This is a genomic window from Kitasatospora sp. NPDC098663 (assembly GCF_044760075.1).
Lineage (GTDB): Bacteria > Actinomycetota > Actinomycetes > Streptomycetales > Streptomycetaceae > Kitasatospora.
Genome location: NZ_JBIWAP010000011.1, coordinates 16499 through 35924, shown reverse-complemented (window position 1 = coordinate 35924; position 19426 = coordinate 16499). Strand labels below are relative to the sequence as shown.

General features: G+C 75.6%; 17 protein-coding genes. 8 read left to right on the top strand and 9 right to left on the bottom strand.

The annotated features are described in order from the left end of the window. Window positions 1-177: 177 nt before the first annotated feature. Together ACIQVZ_RS14205 and ACIQVZ_RS14200 are read right to left on the bottom strand one after the other, a co-directional pair. Window positions 178-1029, bottom strand: a complete 852-nt coding sequence (locus ACIQVZ_RS14205; protein ID WP_402449918.1) for an ABC transporter permease — start codon at window positions 1027-1029, stop codon at window positions 178-180. Continuing rightward, window positions 1026-1994, bottom strand: coding sequence for an ATP-binding cassette domain-containing protein (locus ACIQVZ_RS14200; protein ID WP_402449916.1), 969 nt, complete (start codon window positions 1992-1994; stop codon window positions 1026-1028). The genes ACIQVZ_RS14205 and ACIQVZ_RS14200 overlap by 4 nt, the downstream gene beginning before the upstream one ends. A 335-nt stretch (window positions 1995-2329) precedes the next feature. Between ACIQVZ_RS14200 and ACIQVZ_RS14195 the strand changes: the two genes are divergently transcribed. The 4 genes from ACIQVZ_RS14195 to ACIQVZ_RS14180 all read left to right on the top strand — a co-directional run bounded on the left by ACIQVZ_RS14195 (window position 2330) and on the right by ACIQVZ_RS14180 (window position 6245). Then, window positions 2330-3235 (top strand): hypothetical protein, encoded by a 906-nt coding sequence (locus ACIQVZ_RS14195; RefSeq protein WP_350881481.1) that lies wholly within the window; start codon window positions 2330-2332, stop codon window positions 3233-3235. An 87-nt stretch (window positions 3236-3322) separates the two neighbouring features. Continuing rightward, the gene (locus tag ACIQVZ_RS14190) at window positions 3323-4255 is read left to right on the top strand and encodes a hypothetical protein (protein ID WP_402449913.1); all 933 of its coding nucleotides are present in this window, start codon (window positions 3323-3325) and stop codon (window positions 4253-4255) included. Further along, window positions 4252-5166 carry a hypothetical protein gene (locus ACIQVZ_RS14185; RefSeq protein ID WP_402449911.1) on the top strand — a complete coding sequence of 305 codons (915 nt, stop codon included), beginning with the start codon at window positions 4252-4254 and terminating at the stop codon, window positions 5164-5166. Before ACIQVZ_RS14190 ends, ACIQVZ_RS14185 begins: the two co-directional genes overlap by 4 nt. Continuing rightward, complete coding sequence (locus ACIQVZ_RS14180; RefSeq protein ID WP_402449909.1) at window positions 5163-6245, top strand: hypothetical protein; 1083 nt, start codon at window positions 5163-5165, stop codon at window positions 6243-6245. Before ACIQVZ_RS14185 ends, ACIQVZ_RS14180 begins: the two co-directional genes overlap by 4 nt. A 63-nt stretch (window positions 6246-6308) precedes the next feature. On the opposite strand, the gene ACIQVZ_RS14175 is transcribed toward ACIQVZ_RS14180, so the two are convergent. Together ACIQVZ_RS14175 and ACIQVZ_RS14170 are read right to left on the bottom strand one after the other, a co-directional pair. Next, the gene (locus ACIQVZ_RS14175; RefSeq protein ID WP_402449907.1) at window positions 6309-7232 is read right to left on the bottom strand and encodes an endonuclease/exonuclease/phosphatase family protein; all 924 of its coding nucleotides are present in this window, start codon (window positions 7230-7232) and stop codon (window positions 6309-6311) included. Between the two features lie 225 nt (window positions 7233-7457). Next, a complete protein-coding gene (locus ACIQVZ_RS14170; RefSeq protein WP_402449904.1) occupies window positions 7458-8108 on the bottom strand; it encodes a M15 family metallopeptidase in 651 nt (216 codons plus the stop codon). 181 nt (window positions 8109-8289) lie between these two features. Here ACIQVZ_RS14170 and ACIQVZ_RS14165 point away from each other — a divergent pair, with 181 nt between their 5' ends. Next, a complete protein-coding gene (locus tag ACIQVZ_RS14165) occupies window positions 8290-8961 on the top strand; it encodes a response regulator transcription factor (protein ID WP_063353004.1) in 672 nt (223 codons plus the stop codon). Beyond that, window positions 8958-10091, top strand: a complete 1134-nt coding sequence (locus tag ACIQVZ_RS14160) for a sensor histidine kinase (RefSeq protein ID WP_402449902.1) — start codon at window positions 8958-8960, stop codon at window positions 10089-10091. Before ACIQVZ_RS14165 ends, ACIQVZ_RS14160 begins: the two co-directional genes overlap by 4 nt. Window positions 10092-10121: 30 nt before the next feature. Here the strand turns inward: ACIQVZ_RS14160 and ACIQVZ_RS14155 are convergent, their stop codons facing one another. The 3 genes from ACIQVZ_RS14155 to ACIQVZ_RS14145 all read right to left on the bottom strand — a co-directional run bounded on the left by ACIQVZ_RS14155 (window position 10122) and on the right by ACIQVZ_RS14145 (window position 12790). Beyond that, a complete protein-coding gene (locus tag ACIQVZ_RS14155) occupies window positions 10122-10826 on the bottom strand; it encodes a hypothetical protein (RefSeq protein ID WP_402449901.1) in 705 nt (234 codons plus the stop codon). Between the two features lie 166 nt (window positions 10827-10992). Further along, window positions 10993-11598 (bottom strand): SGNH/GDSL hydrolase family protein, encoded by a 606-nt coding sequence (locus ACIQVZ_RS14150; protein ID WP_350881498.1) that lies wholly within the window; start codon window positions 11596-11598, stop codon window positions 10993-10995. Between the two features lie 163 nt (window positions 11599-11761). Further along, the gene (locus tag ACIQVZ_RS14145; RefSeq protein WP_402449898.1) at window positions 11762-12790 is read right to left on the bottom strand and encodes an NADH:flavin oxidoreductase/NADH oxidase; all 1029 of its coding nucleotides are present in this window, start codon (window positions 12788-12790) and stop codon (window positions 11762-11764) included. Between the two features lie 18 nt (window positions 12791-12808). Here ACIQVZ_RS14145 and ACIQVZ_RS14140 point away from each other — a divergent pair, with 18 nt between their 5' ends. Then, complete coding sequence (locus ACIQVZ_RS14140) at window positions 12809-14125, top strand: cytochrome P450 (RefSeq protein WP_402449897.1); 1317 nt, start codon at window positions 12809-12811, stop codon at window positions 14123-14125. Between the two features lie 105 nt (window positions 14126-14230). On the opposite strand, the gene ACIQVZ_RS14135 is transcribed toward ACIQVZ_RS14140, so the two are convergent. Beyond that, the gene (locus ACIQVZ_RS14135) at window positions 14231-14506 is read right to left on the bottom strand and encodes a hypothetical protein (RefSeq protein ID WP_402449896.1); all 276 of its coding nucleotides are present in this window, start codon (window positions 14504-14506) and stop codon (window positions 14231-14233) included. Window positions 14507-14717: 211 nt separating this feature from the next. Here ACIQVZ_RS14135 and ACIQVZ_RS14130 point away from each other — a divergent pair, with 211 nt between their 5' ends. Then, the gene (locus tag ACIQVZ_RS14130) at window positions 14718-18167 is read left to right on the top strand and encodes an AfsR/SARP family transcriptional regulator (RefSeq protein ID WP_402449894.1); all 3450 of its coding nucleotides are present in this window, start codon (window positions 14718-14720) and stop codon (window positions 18165-18167) included. Here the strand turns inward: ACIQVZ_RS14130 and ACIQVZ_RS14125 are convergent. Further along, window positions 18138-19409, bottom strand: a complete 1272-nt coding sequence (locus ACIQVZ_RS14125) for a serine hydrolase domain-containing protein (protein ID WP_402449891.1) — start codon at window positions 19407-19409, stop codon at window positions 18138-18140. The two genes, ACIQVZ_RS14130 and ACIQVZ_RS14125, sit on opposite strands and share 30 nt — an antisense overlap. Between the last annotated feature and the right edge of the window lie 17 nt (window positions 19410-19426).

Below are 19426 nucleotides of genomic sequence, written 5' to 3'. Positions count from 1 at the left end.
CGTCCAGCCCATCCGCAAACGGTCGTCACCTTCGTCCAGCCCATCCGCGACGGACCTCGCCTTCGTCCAGCTCACCCCGGAACGGATACGGATACGGATACGGATACGAAACGGGCCCGGTGCGGCACCCGACTCGAACGGGCACCGCACCGGGACGTCCACGCAGTCTCCCAGCCCTCAGGCGTCGCTGCGCATCAGCCGCACGGCCGCGCCCGCCAGGGCGAGCACCGTCCACAGCAGGAAGACCGCCAGCCCCGCGGCGGGCGACAGCGTGGCCGCGTCGTGGTGCAGGGCGAACATCGCCTGGCCCGCGTTGCCGGGCAGGTACGGGCTGATGTGGTCCTGCCAGGACGAGGGCAGCAGCGAGATCAGGCCGGGGACCAGCATCAGCGAGGCCACCAGTACCGAGATGCCGCCCGCCACCGACCGCAGCAGCGCGCCCAGCGCGACACCGATCACGCCCACCAGGGCCAGGTAGAGCCCGGCCCCCAGCAGGCCGCGCAGGACGCCGGCGTCGGAGAACGTCATCGCCGCGCGGGTGCCGGAGAGGATGCCGCTGTCGGCCGCGAAGGCGACGAACACCCCGACGGTGCCGAGCAGCAGCACCACCACCCCGTACACCGCCGCCTTGGACCACAGCACCAGCAGCCGGCGCGGCACCGCGGCCAGGGTGGAGCGGATCATGCCGGTGGAGTACTCGCCCGCGGCGACCAGCACACCGAGGACGCCGAACGCCAGCTGCGCGAAGTTGGTGCCGAACAGCGACAGGCTCAGGGCACTGGCGTCGGCGAAGTCCCCCCGGTCCATCGGGCGCCCCGAGGTGATCCTCGACTTGAACTGGAACGCGGCGATCAAACCGAACGCGACCAGGAACAGCAGGCCCAGGCCCAGCGTGATCCAGGTCGAGCGCAGCGACCACAGCTTGGCCCACTCCGAGCGCAGCACGCGCACGGGCGTCACCCGGTAGGCGGGGCGCGCGGGCCGACGGTCGGCGGCCGCGGACGTCTGGCTCGGTGCGATGGTGCTCATGCCGCGCTCCTCGGGGACTCGGCGCCAGCACCCGCACTGGCGGCGGGCCCGGTCGCGGTGGTGGTGCCGTGGTACTCCACGGCGTCCCTGGTCAGCTCCATGAACGCCTCCTCCAGGGAGACCGTGCGGGTGGTGAGCTCGAACAGCGCGATGCCCTGCTCGGCGGCCCGCAGGCCGATCTCCCGCGCGGCCAGGCCGGTGACGAGGAGCTCCTCCGAACCGGAACGGCCGGTGACCTCCACACCCGGCCCGGCCAGCGCCGCGCGCAGCCGGGCCGGATCGGCGCCGGCCACCTTCACCACGTCGCCACCGGCCTGGCGGACCAGGTCCTGCACGGTGGTGTCGGCCAGCAGCCGGCCCCGCCCGACGACGATCAGGTGGTCGGCGACCAGCGCGACCTCACTCATCAGGTGCGAGGACACGAAGACGGTGCGGCCCTCGGCGGCCAGCGAGGTGAGGAGGTTGCGGATCCACAGCACGCCCTCCGGGTCGAGACCGTTGACCGGCTCGTCCAGCATCACCGTCGCCGGGTCGCCCAGCAGCGCCGCCGCGATCCCCAGCCGCTGGCCCATGCCCAGCGAGAACGCCCCGGCACGCTTCCTGGCCACCGACTGCAGCCCCGTCAGCTCGACGACCTCCTCCACCCGCGAGCGCGGGATGCCGTGGGTGTGCGCCTGGGCCATGAGGTGGTTGAACGCGGAGCGCCCCGGGTGGATCGACTTGGCCTCCAGCAGCGCCCCGACCTCCTGCAACGGCGCCGCGTGCGCGGCGTAACGGCGCCCGTTGACGCGCACCGAGCCGCTGGTGGGCGCGTCCAGCCCGACGATCATCCGCATGGTGGTGGACTTCCCGGCGCCGTTGGGCCCGAGGAAGCCGGTGACCGTGCCGGGCTTGACCGTGAAGTCGAGCCGGTCGACGGCGGTCTTCTCCCCGTACCGCTTCGTCAGCTGGTGCGCCTCGATCATCGCTCACCCCTACGCTCCGGGGCCGGACCGTCCCGGCCTCCCTCACACTCCACGCTAGGTGCGGCGCCGGCGCGATCCGTGGTACCCCGGACCGATCATCGGATGGGGCGCGGTACCGCAGTACCACGCCGGGATCGCCTGTTGCGGTTACATCACGACGTGTCCGATTCATCGAGAATTGGACCGGAGTGCGGCGATTAACTTTGTTGGCAGTGATGCGAACGGTCTCTCATAATTCCTGCTGAGACGCGTGATGGACGGTCCGGAGAACCGCTGGGGAAGCGGTTTGCGAGGGAGTCCGCGCGCGAGATCCCACATTTTCCCGGGGGAGTTCCTTGTCCGCGCCCGAAAACGAGACAGCCGCCGTTCCGGAGCAGCCCGACGCTGTGCCGGAACCGGCCGCCGTACCGCAGCACCCCGCCGTACCGCAGCACCCCGCTGCGCCGCAGCACCCCGCCGTACCGGAGCACGTCGTCGCACCCGAACCGGCCGCGCGCCGGCTGCCGCGCGCCGTCGGCGTCGTCCTGGCCACCGCCGGCCTGCTCGCCGTCACGGCGACCAGCGCCGCGGTGACCGTCGCCGTCGGCAGGCCGGACGCCCGCCCGGTGGCCGCCGCCGTACCCGCGCCGGCCACCGCCACCGCCAGCCCGACCCCGACGCCCTCCGCCACCCCGGTGCCGGTGCCGACGCCCACCGCCGCCCCGACCACCCCCAAACCGGCCAGCACCGTCAAGGGGACCGTCAACGGCGGCAAGCACGAGGGCGACCTGCGCTACTTCCTGCTCCCGATCCCGGACGGCGGCGAGTCGTACGGGCCCGCGGACGGGATGACCATGACCAACGACGACGTCGCCGACCTGTTCGGCAAGCAGGACGGCATCATGGACATCCTCGGCTCGTACGGCTACCAGTCGGGCGCCACCCGGATGTACCGGACGGCCGACGGCAAGGCCGAGGTCACCGTCACCCTGCTGCGTTTCGGCTCCACCTCGATGGCGCGCGAGTTCGTCCAGGGATACACCCTCAAGTCGCAGGACCCGATCGACATCGACGGCGACCCGAACGCCCACGGCTACCTGCACAAGCCCAAGCAGCAGGCGTACACCGGCTCGATGACCGGCATCTCCAGCCAGGGCGACGTCCAGTACACGATCGACGTCGAGGTGAAGGGGACACCGGACAAGGCGCTGCTGAGCGGGCTGATGAAGCGCCAGCGCGAGTGGCTCGCCTCCGGCGGCTGAACGCAGCTGAACGCGGTTGAACGCGGCTGGACCCGCGCCGCCGCCCGCCCCGACGCCGTCCTCCCCACCCTCCTCTGGAGCCACCCCGTGACCACCGAACCCGCGCTGCCCCCGCCCGGCACCGCGCCGGCGCCCGCCGCCCCGCCGCGGCCCGCCGCCGCGCCCGCCGAGACCCCGCCCGCCGAGACCCCGGCCGCCGAAGCACCTGCCGCCGAGACCCCGGCCGCCGAATCGCCTTTCGCCGCACCGCAGTTCGCCACTGAACCGCCGTCCGACGCGCCGGCCCCCGAGTTCCTGCCGCCCGCCCCCGAGCGGGCGCCCCGCGCCCCGCGCCGCCCGCGCCCGGTGCTGCTGGCGGTGTCCGGCCTGGTGCTCGGCACCCTGGCCGGCGGCGGCGTCGGCTACGCCGTCCAGGCCCAGCGCCCGCCGACGCCGCTGCCGCCGATCCAGGTCGCGCGCCCGTCCTACCCGGCCGTGGCGGTCGACCCGACCGCCTACGCCGCCCAGCAGCCCAAGCCGCTGGCCATCGACGGCGACCTGCTCAAGCTGCTGATCGGTGCTCCGGACGGCAGCACCGCCTGGGCCGACTACCCGGACAAGCCGAGCTGGATGTCGGTCGGCGAGATAGCCGAGCGCAACGGCGGCGCGGTCCGCGCCTTCAAGGACCTGAACGCGCGCGGCTTCCGGCGCGCGGCCGAGGTGGACTGGAAGAAGGACGACGTCAAGTACCGCGTGTCGCTGATCCAGTACGCGCCGGACCGCGCCAACGAGGCCGTCACGAACGTCCTGACCGCCCGCACCATGGAGCCGTTCGCCGACGCCGCCAGCGGCGCCAACGGCGGCTACCAGGTGGAGAAGGATCCCCGCCGCTGGGCCGAGAGCACCGATCAGTACTACTACGGCAGCGCCCTCGCCCAACGCGGCACGGTGGTGATGGTGGTGGAGGTCTTCGGCACCAAGCCGGTGGATCCCGCCGTCGTGAAGGACCTCGCCAAGCAGCAGTGGGAGCGACTCGCATGACCGACAACACCATGACCGGGACCCCGGCAGCCGAGCCGGCCCCGGCCGCCCCCGAGCAGCCCGCCCCCGAGCAGGCCGCCGCCGAACAGCAGTTCGCACCCGAGCCCGCAGCACCCGCCGAGCCCGCAGTACCCGCCGAGCCCGCAGCACCCACCGCGTCGGCCGCCCCGCGCCCCGCCTCCCGCCGCCTGCTGCGCGCGGGCGCCGCGACGGCCGCGGCGGCGCTGGCCGGGGTGGCCATCGGCGTCGGCATCATCAAGACCCAGTACGACGACCCGGCCCCGGCCGTGGCCGCCGGGCCGTCCGCCGCGCCCGTCCCGACCGCGACCGCCACGCCGTTCGGCGCCAAGTCCAACGGCAACCACTTCGGTTCGCTGCGCGACCTGCTGCTGCCCGTCCCGGCCGGCTACGAACTCGGCCCGGACGACGGCGGCTACGGCAACGACACCGAACTCGGCGCCGAGTTCCTGTCCGCCGAACTGGACGACGAACTCCAGCAGATCCCCAAGGACAAGCGCGACAAGCTGCGCTCCTACTGGGAGGGCCTGCACGTCAAGGCCACCGGCGTGCGGACGTACCGGACCAGCGAGGACGACCTGGTGGTCGGCCTGAAGCTGCGCCAGTTCAACCAGCAGGAAGTGCAGAAGCTCAACGAGTACACCGCGGTCTTCACCGGCGACACCGGCCTGTTCCGGATCGGTCCGGAGATCCCGGGCCACCCCGAGGCGCACTGCTACCTGATGCCGGCGCCGCCGTCCGCGCCGATCGACTACCTGGAGTGCTCGGCCGCCGAGGGCGACCTCCTGGTGGTCATGAACGTCGAGGGCGTGGCACCGCTGCCCAAGGACCGGATCGTCGCCCTCTTCACCCTGCAGCTCGACCGCCTCGCCCGCCCGGGAGCGTCCGCATGACCGACCACGCCACCCCGCACGAGCCCGCCGCCCTCGCCGAGGCCCCCGCGGGCACCCCCGCGGAGGCCGCCACGGAGACCCTCGCCGAGGCCCCCGCGGGCACCCCCGCCGAGATCCCCGCCGTTCCCGGCGCGGAGACCCCCGCGGAGACCCCTGCGGAGACCCCCGAGGAGCACGAGGCCCGCCTCGCCCGGCGCAGCGCCCGCCGCAGGGCGGCCGCGCGCTGGGCCACCGCCACCCTGGTGTTCGCCCTCACGGGCACCGGCGCCGCGCTGGCGGTCACCGCCCCCGAGCGCACCGACCTGCCCGGCCTGGCCACCCCGGGCGACGGCCGCTACACCTTCCCGCCGCTGACGCTGCCGCCGCTGCCCTCGGGCAGCGGCGCGCCGGACCGTACGGGCGGCAAGAACGCCCTGCACGCCGCGGACCTGCGCTACCTGCTGCTGCCCGCCCCCAAGGAGGCCGGCGGCAGCCTCACCCCGGCGCTCTACCCGGTTCCCACCACCTCGGCCACCGGCACCCCGTCGGCGAGCGCGACCCCGAGCCCGACCGCCTCCGCCCCCGCCTCCGCCTCGGCGTCGGCATCGGCCTCGGCGGGCGCGAGCCCGTCCACGGCCCCCGCCGGCCAGGCCCCGGCCGACTGGGTCACCTGCGACGCGATCCTCGCCGACCAGCGGGACCCGGCCGAGCTCCGCGCACTGCTCCTGCGGGACGCCTGCCGGGCGGCCACCGTCCGGGAGTGGACGGCCTCCGACGGCACCCGCACCCAGATCCGGCTGCTGCGCTTCGGCGCCTCCTTCGAGTCCTGGAACGTCTTCTCCTCCCTGCGCTCCGACGCCAGGCCCAATGCCCTGCCCGGCGCGAAGAGCACCTCCCACAGCGCCTGGGACACCGTCGAGGGCGTCCACCTGGACGCCCAGGAGAGCACGGCGAAGGGCGCCAAGGGCACCCCGACCGGCCGCGTCGCCTACCTCTGCGCCTCCGACCTCGTCGCCGTCGTCACCATGACCAACCCCGACGGCGTCCCGGACGCGGCCTTCCGCCAGGTGGTCACCCTCCAGTCCGACCTCCTCGCCTGATGGGACTCGTCGGGCCGTGAGGGAGACCACGGTCCATAGCCGCCCCCGCCGCCCGCGCGCCCCTCACGGCGTCAGCCGGGCGGCGGCGGGCAGGTGGTCGCTGGAGGTGGCGGGCAGGGTCCAGGCGGCGGTCGCGGTCAGGCCCCGGGTCATGACGTGATCGATCCGGGCCAGCGGGAAGACCGCCGGCCAGGTGAACCCGAAGCCGCCGCCCGCGCTGTCCTGCGCGGAGCTCAGCCGGCTGGTGACCGGGGTGAGCGCGTGGTCCCCGGCGGCGGTGTTGAGGTCGCCCAGCAGCAGTACCCGGCGCAGGGGCTCCTCGTCCAGCGCGGCGCCGAGCGCGGCGAGGTTGCGGTCGCGGTGAGTGGTGGCGAAGCCGGTGACGTTGAGCCGGACGGAGGCGAGATGGACCACGAACACGGCCAGCGGCCCACCGGGGGCCTGGACTTCGGCCCGCAGTGAGCGGCTCCAGCCCGGGTCGATGGTCAGCCGCCGTGCGTCGGTCACCGGGTAGCGGCTCCACAGCGCGACGGTGCCGATCCGCGTGCGGTGCGGCAGTTCGGCGTCCAGCACGTGTTCGTAGACGGGCAGCGCGGCGTCGGTGACCTCCTCCAGGGCGACCAGGTCGGGGCGGGCGGCGAGCAGCGCCCGGGCCGTGCCGGCGGGATCCGGGTTCTGCGCGCTCACGTTGTGGGTGACCACGGTCAGGCCCGCACCGTCGGCCGGGCCCGCACCGCCCCCCGGCGGCGGGCCGCCGCCGGCGAGCACCGGCCCGAGCACGACGGCCCACACCGCGGCCAGCACCACCGCGGCGCACGCCGGCACCGGCGCGCGCCGCAGCGCGGCGGCGAGCAGTACGGCGGGCACCACGACGCCGGCCCAGGGCAGGGCGCTCTCCCACAGGCTCCCCAGCTGGACGCCCAGGCTCGGCACGTGCCGGTGACCGGCCAGGGCGAGGGCGGTCAGCAGCGCCACGGCGGCGGCCACGTGGCCGCGCCGCCAGCGCCCGACCGGCGGGCGCCGCTGCCGCCGCCGACGGCATCGACGCCCGCCCGGGCGGGAGACACCCGCCGAGGCGCCCCCCGCCGTCCCCTGTCCCGCCCCCGGCCTTGAGACCGCCCCCGCCCCCGGCCTTGAGGCCCCCGCCCCCGGCCTTGAGATCGCCCCCGCCCCCGGCGCGAGCCCCTCCTGCGATCGGATCATGAACGCCCCCTACCCGGCCGCGTCGGGCAACAGGGCCGGGCAGGTCCCGCCAGGGCCGGTCAGCAGCTCGAAGTGCCAGATCTCGTTGGCGTACACCTGGCAGAGCCCGTACCGCGCGCCGTGCTGGATCAGCCAGTAGTCGGCATTGGTCGGACCGATGTCGATCGCCTTGCCCGAGACGTGCGCCGACTTCTCCGGCGTGTTCACGAACTGCCTGGCCCGCTCCAGACTCCCGTACCTGACCACCCCCTTGTCGAGCAGCCGCTGCTGGTACTCCTTGCTGCGCCAGCCCGAGGTGACGGTCATCTCGATGCCCTGGGCGCGCGCGTCCCGGGCGGCCTGCTGGACGGCTTCCAGCAGCGGCCCGTCCAGGTTGCCCACCGCCGGCGCCCCGGTGTCGAACGGGGTCAGCGTCGTGCCGTCGGGTATGTCGCCGTCCGCCCCCGCCGAGGAGCCGGAGCCCGGGGCGAGGGAGGAGGAGAACGGCGCGACGGTGGCCGCCAGGGTCCGCAGCGCCGCCTCGGTCGCCGGCGGGTCGGCGGCCGCGCAGGCGCCGGCCAGCGCCAGCACCACCACCGCCCCGGTGCCCACGGCCACCGCCCGCCGGCCGCCCCCCACCGTCCGCCACCGCGTCGCCTCCCGGCGCGTCGTCCCGTCCATCGCTGCCTCCCGGCGCTCGTCATCTCGCCGCGACGGGGAAACCCGGCGGCCACACCATGGGAGGAAATGCGGTGTTACCAGGACGTCTGCACTAACCGATACGTTTTCGATAGGCCCGTTCGTGTCCAATGGACACCGACGGCAACGGCAACGGCACAAGAGCGGGACGGGAGAACAGCGCGTGCGGGTCCTGGTGGTGGAGGACGAGATCTACCTCGCCGAGGCGGTCCAGGCGGGCCTGCGCCTGGAGGCGATCGCCTGCGACATCGTCACGGACGGCGACGCCGCCCTCGAACGCCTCGCCGTCCACACCTACGACGTCGTCGTCCTGGACCGCGACATCCCCGGCACCCACGGCGACGACGTCTGCCGCACCATCGTCGAGCACCGCCTGGGCTGCCGCGTCCTCATGCTCACCGCCGCCGCCCGCCTCAACGAGAAGGTCGCCGGCTTCGAACTCGGCGCCGACGACTACCTGACCAAACCCTTCGACCTCGCCGAACTCGTCGTCCGGCTGCGCTCCCTGGCCCGCCGCCCCGCCCAGGCCGCGCCCCCCGTCCTCGAATACGCCGGACTGCGCCTGGACCCCTTCCGCCGCGAGGTCTACCGCGACGGCCGCTACGTCGCCCTCTCCCGCAAGCAGTTCGCCGTCCTGGAGGTCCTGATGACCGCACGCGGCGGCGTCATCAGCGCCGAGAACCTCCTCGAACGCGCCTGGGACGAGAACGCCGACCCGTTCACCAACGCCGTCCGCATCACCATCTCCGGCCTGCGCAAACGACTCGGCGAACCCTGGGTGATCCAGACCGTGCCCGGCGTCGGCTACCGCCTCACCGACGGCACCCCCACGTGAGCGCCCCGCCCCGCACCCGCCCCGCGCCGCGACCGCGCCGCCTGACCGCCCGCCTGCGGCTCACCCTCAGCTACACCCTCTTCGCCGTCATCACCGGCACCCTCTGCCTGGCCGTCGTCTACGTCGGCATGCGCTACATCCCCAACTACCCGCTCACCTCCTCCAACCCCCGCGACCGCCTCTCCGCCCCCTCCCGCCAGGAGATCCTCCGCTCCCTGCTCACCATCTCCGGCTACGCCCTGGCCCTGCTCACCGCCGTCGGCACGATCGGCGGCTGGTTCATCGCCGGCCGCGTCCTGCGGCCCCTCCAGGACATCACCAGGGCCGCCCACCGCGCCGCGAGCGGAGCACTCGAACACCGCATCGCCCTCGCCGGCCCCCGCGACGAGTTCACCGACCTCTCCGACGCCTTCGACGAGATGCTCGAACGCCTCCAGCGCTCCTTCGACGCCCAGCAGCGCTTCGCCGCCAACGCCTCCCACGAACTGCGCACCCCCCTGGCCATCACCCGCACCATGCTCCAGGTCGCCGCCGCCGACCCGGCCCACCAGGACTGGACCACCCTCGTCGCCCGCCTCCAGGACACCAACCAGCGCGGCATCGAGATCAGCGAAGCCCTCCTCCAACTCGCCGACCTCGGCCACACCGCCCCCGAACTCGAACCCCTCGACCTGGCCCGCACCACCGGCGACGCCCTCGCCGCCGTCCAGGAGGAGGCCGCCGCCCTGGGCGTCACCGTCACCACCGACTGCCGGCCCGCCCCCGCCACCGGCAACCCGGTCCTGCTGCGTCAGGCCGCCGTCAACCTGCTGCAGAACGCGCTGCGCCACAACCTGCCGACCGGGGGATTTGTCACCGTCACCACCGGGGCCGATCCGGACCGCCCCGGCCGGGTCCGGCTCACCGTCACCAACACCGGCCCCCGCCTGGCCCCCGAGACCGTCCCCACCCTCACCGAGCCCTTCCTGCGGGGCCGCGGCCGCACCGCCCAGTCCGACCCCGCCCGCCGCGGTCACGGCCTCGGCCTGGCCATCGTCGCGGCCATCACCGACGCCCACCACGGCGACCTCGGCCTCACCCCCGCCCCCGGCGGCGGCCTGCGCGCCACCCTCGGCCTCCCGGCCCGCTGAGCCCGGCCGCCGTCCCGCCGGGACGCGGCCTCACCCCGCCGGCTGCCCGGGCCGGCCCGGCACCCACAGCGGCGCCGGGCCGCCGAGCGCCATGTACCGGGCCGCGTCCTCCTCCAGCCACCCGTCCACCCGGCCCGGATCGCCGCCGCACGACTCCACCAGCGCGGCGGCCGCGATCCGGGCGCAGGCCAGCATCAGCGCCAGGGTGTCCCGGCGGTGGTACCGCTCCCGGACGTACGCCTCGCCCCGCTCGTCGATGCGCCGGCCGTGTGCCTCCCGGCCCTCGGCCTCCCGACCGTGCGCCGAAGCGCCCCCGCCCTCGCCCCCGTCGTCGGCGGTGACCGCCTGGACGCCGTGCCACACCAGGGCGAGCGCGGCCGGTTCGGCCGGGTGCGTCACCTCCGCCCGGCCCGCCTGCTCACGGGCCTCCGCCGACCGCCGGCCCAGCCACTCCAGCACCGCCGGCACATCCCCCTCGCGGGCCTGGAGCACCAGCTCCGCCGCCCGGTACGCGAGCGCCCGCAGGACCTCCCCGGCCGGCACCCGCAGCCCCGGCACCGCCGTCTCGCCGAACGCCAGCCAGGCGTCCGCGAACGACGCCGCCCGCAGCCGCCCCAGCCACGCCGGCGCCCCGGCCGCGTCGCCCACCCACTCCTGCGCACCCAGCCGGACCAGGCCCGCCGCGGCAAGCCGCGCCGCGTCCCCGTCCAGCCCGCACAGCCGTCCACCCCTCACCGCGCACCCCCGTCAGCGCCCTCGAATCCCGTGACGGGCACATCCCACCACACCAGGACGCAAGCGAACTAGACAGGGACCCGACAAAAATTTCCGACACCGCCCAGCCGCCGATCAGCCCAGGACCAGCGGCAACCGCCCCGCCGGCCCGCCCGGCGCGGCCCGCTCACAGGGCGGTGAGTTCGCCCAGCCCCAGGGTGCGCAGCGTGTGGTCGGCCAGGTGCAGGTGGCCGGCGCCGTTGGGGTGCGTGGGGTCGTCCAGCCACGGGATCGCCTCGCCGCCGGGGAACTCGGCGAGCCAGTACGCCTCGTGGTCGACGAGCAACGCGCCCGTCTCCACCGCGAGTTCGCGCACGGCCTGGCAGTACGCGGGCAGCTCGGGGCGGGCGGCGCGCCCGGCCTGGCTGGCCACGAGCGGCGTGTGCAGCACGATCTGCGCGCCGGCGGACCGGGCGACGATCTCGCGCATGGCGTCGCGGAACTCCCCGAGCCCCTCCAGCCCGGCGGGGGCGTCGTTGGTCCCCAGCGAGAGCGACAGCACGTCCGGTGCGAACCGCCCGATGACGAAGTCGTACGCCCCGAGGACGTCGGTGGCCCGCCAGCCGGACACGCCGGTGTTGACCACGACGTCCGTCAGCCGGCCGAGCTGCCAGCAGAGGCGTTCCTGCACGTGCTCCACCCAGCCGCGCGCGCCGTGGGTGTGGAGGGCGGCCCGGGTGATGCTGTCCCCGGCCGCCACCCAGGTCATCGGACCGCTCGACAGTTCGACCATGTGACCGTCCCCCGTTGATGGTTCGTCCCGTGCCGCAGTCCCCGCCGCGGTACCCGAAGAGTTGATCACAGGTGTGCGGGACCGACGGACGGCGGGGTGGGCCTTCCCGGCGCACCGGGCCGCCGGAACCGCGGGGCCCCCGACCGCCCGTACCGGGGCGCGGCTACGCGAGGTGGTACTGCACGGGGGTGGAGACCCGGGCGCCCAGTTCGGCGGCGGCGCGGCGCGCCCAGTACGGGTCGCGCAGCAGTTCGCGGCCGAGCAGGACGGCGTCGGCCCTGCCGGCGGCGAGGATGTCCTGGGCCTGGACGGGGTCGGTGATCAGGCCCACGGCCGCCACGGGCATGCCGGCCCCGCTGCGCACCGCCTCGGCGAAGGGCACCTGGTAGCCGGGTCCGGCGTCGATCGTGGCGTCGGGGACGAGGCCTCCGGTGGAGACGTCCATCAGGTCCACGCCGTGGGCCAGGAGTTCCTTGGCGAGGCGGACGGTGTCCTGCGAGGTCCACCCGGTGCGGCCGTCCTGCGGGTTCTCGGTGAGCCAGTCGGTCGCGGAGACGCGGAAGAGGACGGGCAGGTCCTCGGGCCACGCCGAGCGGACGGCGTCGACGACCTCCAGGGCGAAGCGGATGCGGCCCTCGAAGGAGCCGCCGTAGGCGTCGGTGCGGTGGTTGCTGTGGGGGGAGAGGAACTGGTGGATCAGGTAGCCGTGGGCGCCGTGGATCTCGACGGCCCGGAAGCCGGCGTCGAGCGCGCGCCGGGCGGCGTCGGCGAACTGCCGGACGATCCCGCGGATCTGCTCCTCGGTGAGTTCGTCGGGCCTGGTCCGGGTGGGGGCGAAGGGGAGGGCGCTGGGGGCGAGCGGCGTCCATCCGTGGGCTTCGTCCGGGGCGAGGGCGCGGCCGCGGTCGATCCAGGTGCGCTCGGTGGACGCCTTGCGGCCGGCGTGGGCGAGTTGGAGGGCCGGCACGGTGTCCTGTGCCGTCAGGAAGGAGGTGATCCGCCGGAAGGCCGCGACCTGGGTGTCGTTCCAGATCCCGAGGTCGTAGGGGGTGATGCGGCCTTCGGGGCTGACGGCGGTGGCCTCCATGATGATCATCCCCGTGCCGCCGGTGGCGCGTGCCGCGACGTGGGCGAAGTGCCAGTCCGTCGGGGCGCCGCCCGCGTCCACCGTCCGGGCGGCGGATCCGGCCACACGACACCAGGAGGTCCGATGAAGATCCCCGGTCCCGACCCCCGGCCGGACGGCGGGGTCGGCGCCATCGCGCAGGCCGGCGGGCTGCACGCCTACCAGCTGTGGCTGCACGCCGAGTACGGTCCCGTGGCGCGGTTCCAGCTGCCCGGCGCCGAGACGGCCGTGTCGGTCGCCGACCCGGTACTGCTGGAGGCCACCGCGCACCTGGACCGCCGCCCCGAGCGCCTGTTCTCCTTCCTGGACCCGCTGTTCGAGGCCGGCAACCTGCAAGTGCTCCCGGCGGACGAACACGCCCCGTGGCGCCGCACCCTGCTCTCGGTCCTGGCCGGCCGCCCCTCGCACGAACAGGCCTTCGACCGCTTCACCGCGCTCGCCACCGGCCTCGCGGACCGCTGGGCGGCGCGGGGCGGCGCCGTCGCGCTGCAGCAGGACCTGACCGCCCTGTCCCTGCGGATGATCTGCGCGTACGCCCTGGGCGGCGAGGTGGAGGGCCCGGACGTCGTCGCCGCCGCCTTCGAGGAAGTGCTCGCCGACTACCTGGAACGGCTCTACCAGGTGCCCCCCGCCGTCGACCCGCGGGAGCGCGCCGAGCGGACCGCGCGGGCGCTCGCCCTCCTGCGCGCGACGGTCGACCGGGTGATCGCGGCCCACCGCGCCGGCGGCCGCGCCGACCGCAGCGACCTGGTCGGCGCACTGGTCGAGGCCGGCGAGCGCCCCGCCCGGATCCGCGACACCGTCCTCGCGGCGATGCTCGCCGCCCACCACACCACCGGCGTGGCCGTCTCCTGGACCCTGCACCTGCTGGGCCGCCACCCCGAGGCGGCCGAACGCGCCACCGGGGAACTGGACCGCGTGCTCGGCGACCGCGCGGCCCCCGGGTACGCCGACCTGCGGCGCCTGCCGTACCTGCGGACGGTCCTCCAGGAGTCGATGCGCCTCTACCCGCCCGGCCCGTACGGCGCGCGCCAGACCACCGAAGCGCTCACCCTCGGCGCGTACGAGGTCCCGGCCGGGGCGGTGGTCTTCTACCCGTTCTGGGCCGTCCACCTGAACCCCGACCACTGGCCCGAGCCCGAACGGTTCTGCCCCGAGCGCTTCACCCCGGAGCAGGCGGCCGGACGCGCGCGGCTGGCCTGGGTCCCCTTCGGGTTCGGCCCGCGCAGCTGCGAGGGCGCGGCCCTGGCCATGGTCGAGTGCGAACTGCTGCTGGCCGTCCTCCTCAAGCGCCTGCGCTTTCGGCCCGTGCCCGGCCACCGGGTGGTCCCGGTCGAACGGTTCGTCCTCTGGGCGGCCGACGACATCCGCATGCTCGTCAGCCCGCGCGGGGCCGGGTGAGCGCCGCGCGGGCCCGACGGCGCGCCCGGCGCGGTCCGGCTCCGGGCGTGCGGGTGCCCCGGGACGAGCCGTCCCGGGGCACCCGGCATGGGGCAGTGGCGGGGATCAGCCCCCGAGGCCGATGCCGGTCTCGGTGGCGTAGCCGGCGACGCCGTTGGGGCCCACCGCGACGGCGGCGTCGAGGAACGAGGCACCGTCAGGACCGAACTGGACGTCGGTGATGTGCAGGGCACTGCCGTTCGGGCCGACGGAGAACGCCCCGTGGTCGTAGTTCAGGGAGGGGATGTTGTTGGGCGTGTCGGCGGAGGCGATGGTCGCCCCGCCGAGCACGAGCGGGAGGCAGAGGGCGGAGACGGTCAGGACGCGGCGCGCAGTACGCATGGGGGAAGAGCCCTTCCAGATAAGGGTGGTGATGGTCGATCGGCCCGCCACGAAATGGCGGCCTGTCACCATCCACACACATTCGTATGCGGAGCGCGACCGGGGATGGCTGTCCGGGGCTACCGGTTCACCCGGGCCCCCCATCGCCGCCCCGGTGACGGGCCGGCCGGCGACTTGACGATCAAACCGGTGGTGCTGCGATAGTGACCCGGTGCGCGTCGGCCTGCTCGGACCCCTGGTACTGGACGCCGGAGCGGGCCCGCTGCCGATCGGCGGCGCGCGGCTGCGGGCGCTGCTGGCCTGCCTCGCGCTGGACGCCGGCCGCGCCGTCCGGCCACAGGCCCTGGTGGACGCGCTGTGGGCCGAGGCGCCACCGGCCGACCAGGCGAACGCCCTGCAGTCACTGGTGTCCCGCCTGCGGGGCGTCCTGGGCGACCCCGCGCTGCTCACCTTCGGACCGGCCGGGTACCGGCTGGCCGTCGAGGCCGGCGCGGTGGACACCGCCCGGTTCGAGCAACTGGCCCGCTCCGGAAGGCACTTGCACGAGCAGGGCCGGCCGGCCGAGGCCGCCGCCACCCTGCGCGAGGCCCTGGCCCTGTGGCGCGGCCCCGCGCTGGCGGACGTGCGCGAGGCGCCGTTCGCCGACGCCGAGGCCCGGCGGCTGGAGCGGGCGCGGCTGGTCGCCCTGGAGGGCCGGATCGAGGCCGACCTCGCGCTGGGCGCCGGACCGGAGCTGATCGCCGAACTCGAATCGCTGACCGCGCGGCACCCGCTGCACGAACGGCTGCACGCCCAGCTGATCCGGGCACTGGCCGCCGGCGGCCGGGGCGCCGAGGCGCTGGCCGCCTACCAGCGGCTGCGCGCCCGGCTGGCCGACACCTTCGGCAGCGACCCCGGACCGCAGCTGCAGGCGGCCCATCTCGCGGTCCTGCGCGGCGAGCTCCCGGCACCCCCCGACCACCGGCCGCCCCCCGACCACCGCACTCCCGCCGACCAGCCGCCACCCGACCAGCTGCCACCCCAACAGGCGCCACCCCAACGGCCGGAACCCCAACGGCCGGAACCCCGCCGAGCGCGGCCGCCCGGCAACCTGGACGCGCCGCTGACCAGCTTCGTGGGCCGCGAGGACGACATCCGCCGGGTGGCCGAGCTGCTCGGCCGGGCCCGCCTGGTCACCCTGGTCGGCCCCGGAGGGTCCGGCAAGACCCGACTGGCCACCACCGCCGGCCGCCGGCTCACACCGTCCGGCGGGGTGTGGTTCGTCGCCCTGGCCCCGGCCGGCCCGGCGGACGTGCCCCGCGCGGTGCTCGACGCCCTGCGCACCCGCGAGGCCGACCTGCCCAAGAGCGCCGCGGCCCCGACCCGCCGCCCCGGCACCACCGGCACCACCGGCACCACCGGCACCACCGAGGAGATCCTGGACCGCCTGACCGAGGTGCTCACGCACGACGACCCGGTCCTGGTGCTGGACAACTGCGAACACGTGATCGAGGCGGCGGCCGCGCTGGCCGAAACCCTGCTCGGCCGGTGCCCCGGGCTGCGGGTACTGGCCACCAGCCGGGAGCCGCTGCGCATCGACGGCGAGAACCTGCACCCGGTGCTCCCCCTGGAACTGCCCGAACCCGGCTCGACACCCGAACACGCCCGCGCCTGCGCGGCGGTCCGCCTGTTCCACGACCGGGCCGCCGCCGTGCGCCCCGGCTTCGCCGAGGCGGACGGCTCGCTGGCGGCGGCGGTCGAGATCTGCCACCGCCTGGACGGCCTGCCCCTGGCGATCGAACTGGCCGCCGCCCAGCTGCGCACCCTGCCCGCCGAGGTGGTCGCCGCCCGGCTGGACGACCGGTTCCGGCTGCTCACCCGGGGCAGCCGCACCGCCCTGCCCCGCCACCAGACGCTGCGCGCCGTGGTGGCCTGGAGCTGGAAGCTGCTGGCCGCCGACGAACGGGCGCTACTGGAACGGCTGTCGGTGGCGCCCGGCAGCTTCACCGAGGACGCGGCGCAGGCGGTCGCCGGGCTCGGCGACTTCCGCGACCCCGGCGACCCCGGCGACCGTGAGGCCCACGACGCCCCGGCCCGCGACGTCCGGGAACTGCTGGCGGCGCTGGTCGACAAGTCGCTGCTGCACCCCCTCGGAGCCGCCGCCACGGGAGAGCCCCGCTACCGGATGCTGGAGACCATCCGGGAGTACGGCCTGGAACAGCTCACCCGCCACGGGGAGGACGGCGCCGCCCGCGAACGCCACTGCGGGTTCTTCCTCGCCCTGGCCGAGACCGCGGAGCCGCGGCTGCGCACCCGCGACCAGCTGCGCTGGCTGGCCCGGCTGTCGGCCGAGCGGGACGACCTGCTGGCCGCGATCCGCTGGGCGGTGGAGTCCGGGGACGCCGCGACGGCGGTCCGGTTCGGCGCCGCGCTGTGCTGGTTCTGGTCCATGCGGGGCTATCCGCCGGAGTCGCTGGACCTGCTCGAACGGGTGCTGGAGGTCCCCGGGCCGGCCGACCCGGCGGACCGCGCGCTGGTGGTCGCGACGTACGAGGTCGGCACCGAGTCCATCGGCCGGCCGGAGGACAGGGCGGCCGCCTTCGGCCGGATCGAGGCGGCGATGGCGGGCGTCGACCCCGGTGCCCACCCCCTGCTGGAGCTGGCCCGGCTGGCCGCGGCCATCGCCGGCCCGCAGCCGCCCCCGCACACGCCCGACCCCCCTGACCCCTCGGACGGCGAGCGCAAGGACCCCTCCAGCGGCCCGTTCAGCCTGCTCGTGCGGGGCCTGCTGACCCTGCACACCGGGGACGTCACCGAGGCGACGGGCTTCCTCGCCCGCGCGCTGGCCGGTTTCGAGGCGCTCGGCGAGCGGTGGGGCATGGCGACCGCGCTGAGCACCCTCGGTTCGCTGCGGCGGCGCTCCGGCGACCTGGCCGACGCGCTGGCGATGAACGAGCGGGCCACCCGGTACTTCCAGGAACTCGGAATGCAGGAGGACACCGTCGACAGCGATGTCCAGGCCGCCCTGATGCGCGCCCAGGCCGGAGACGCGGACGGCGCGCGGCGGCAGCTGGCGGGCCTGCTCGACGAGGTGGCGCAGGCCGGATGGGCCGAGCCCCGGGCCCTGGTGTGCCTGGGCCTGGCCCAGCTGGAGTGGCGGGCCGGGCGACGGGAGCCGGCCCGCGCGCACGCCCTGGCCGCCCTGGCCCAGGCCCCCGGCGGGGCCCCCGGCGGCCAACCGGTGCCCTCGCACCTCACCGCCCTGCTGCTGGGCGTGCTCGCGCAGCTGGACGCGGCGGACGGCCTGCCCGACGCGGCGGTGCGCCGCCTCGACCACCCGGCGGTGCACCTGGTGCTGACCTGGAACTCGGCGGTCGCGGCCCGGATCGCCGTGGCGGCCGCCGACATCGAGCTGTGCCGCGGCCGGCCGAAGGAGGCGGCGCTCCTGCTCGGCGCCGCCGACCTGCTGCGGGGCTCGGACGACCTCGGTGACACCGACGTGCGCAGGATCGCCGGGCGGGCCACGGCCGACCTGGGAGCCGCCGGGTTCGCGTCCGCCCACGCCGCGGGTGCGGCGATGGCGCGGACCGAGGCCAGGGACCTGCTGTCCACTCTCATCACCGCACCCGCACCCGCGGCCGGGCCGCCCCCGTCAGCGAGCCGTGGCCAGAGCCGGAGCTGAAGCCGGATCAGCGGCAGGGGCCGGCTTGCCGAACATGGCGCAGGTCACCGCACTCTGCAGCGCCTGGCCGGCCGCGGCGAGCTTCGCGTCGGCCCCGAACTCGAACAGGAACTCCGTCGAGATCAGGACGGTGGCGGTACGGCCGCCGGTGTCGTCGGTGAGGTTGGTGCTGGAGTAGCCGGTGATCCCCCCGTCGTGGGCCCAGACGGTGCCGCAGGGGGTGCGGACCGTCCCGATGCCCAGGCCGGAGCCGGGCCCGTCCACCGGGTTCTGCGGGTCCATCGGCACGGTGGTGCGCAGCTGCGCCAGCTGGGCCGCGGGCAGCAGCCTGCCGGACATCAGCGCGTTGTAGAAGCGCGACCAGTCCTGCGCGGTGGACACCACGGCCCCGGCCGCCCCGCCCCAGCCCGGGTCGTTGCCGGAGACGTCCACCCGGCCGTCGCGGTGCACCCCGGCCACGTCCTGGAACGCGGCGGGCACCCCCGCCGGCATGTGGGCGGAGTCCGGCTCGTAGCCGCGGACGTAGCGCCCGCGCCAGCTGCCGTCCGTGGCGAGATAGGTGTGCCTCAGGTCCAGCGGACGGGCGATCCGGTCCCGGACCAGGTCGGCGAGGCTCGCCCCGGTGACCCGCTCCAGGACGGCGCCGACCGCCGCGTAGTCGGTGTTGCTGTAGGACCACCGGGTGCCCGGCGGGAACAGCGCCGGGCGCTTGACGCCCACGGCGAGCAGTTCGGCGGAAGTCCACCGGTGCGGGTCCTTGCCGAGGATCGACGGCAGGACGGCGGGGTCCTCGGTGTAGTCGGGCAGGCCGCTGGTGTGGTTCAGCAGCATCCGCAGCGTGATCGCCCGGCCGCCGGGCACCTGGCCCGGCAGCCACGCCTCCACCGGGTCGGTCAGCGCGAGCCGCCCCTCGGCGGCCAGCTGCAGGGCGATCACGGCCATCATGGTCTTGGTGTTGGAGCCCATCCGGAACTCGTCCCCCACCGCGAGCCGCTGGTCCGCCGCGGCCCAGGGGGCCTGCTCGGCGATCTCGACGGGCCGGCCCCGGCCGTCGTCCACCCGCACCACCACCCCCGGCGCCCCGGCGGCCACCAACTGCCGTGCCAGCTTCTCCAGTTGGACCCGCTGCGCCTCGGCCCCGCTCCGGGTCGAGGCGGGCACGGATCCCGCGGCGGCGGGCAGGGGGGCCGGGAGCGCCGGTCCGGCGGCCAGCCCCACGGCCAGGGCCGAGGCCGTCAGCACGAGCGGCGCCAGCCGCA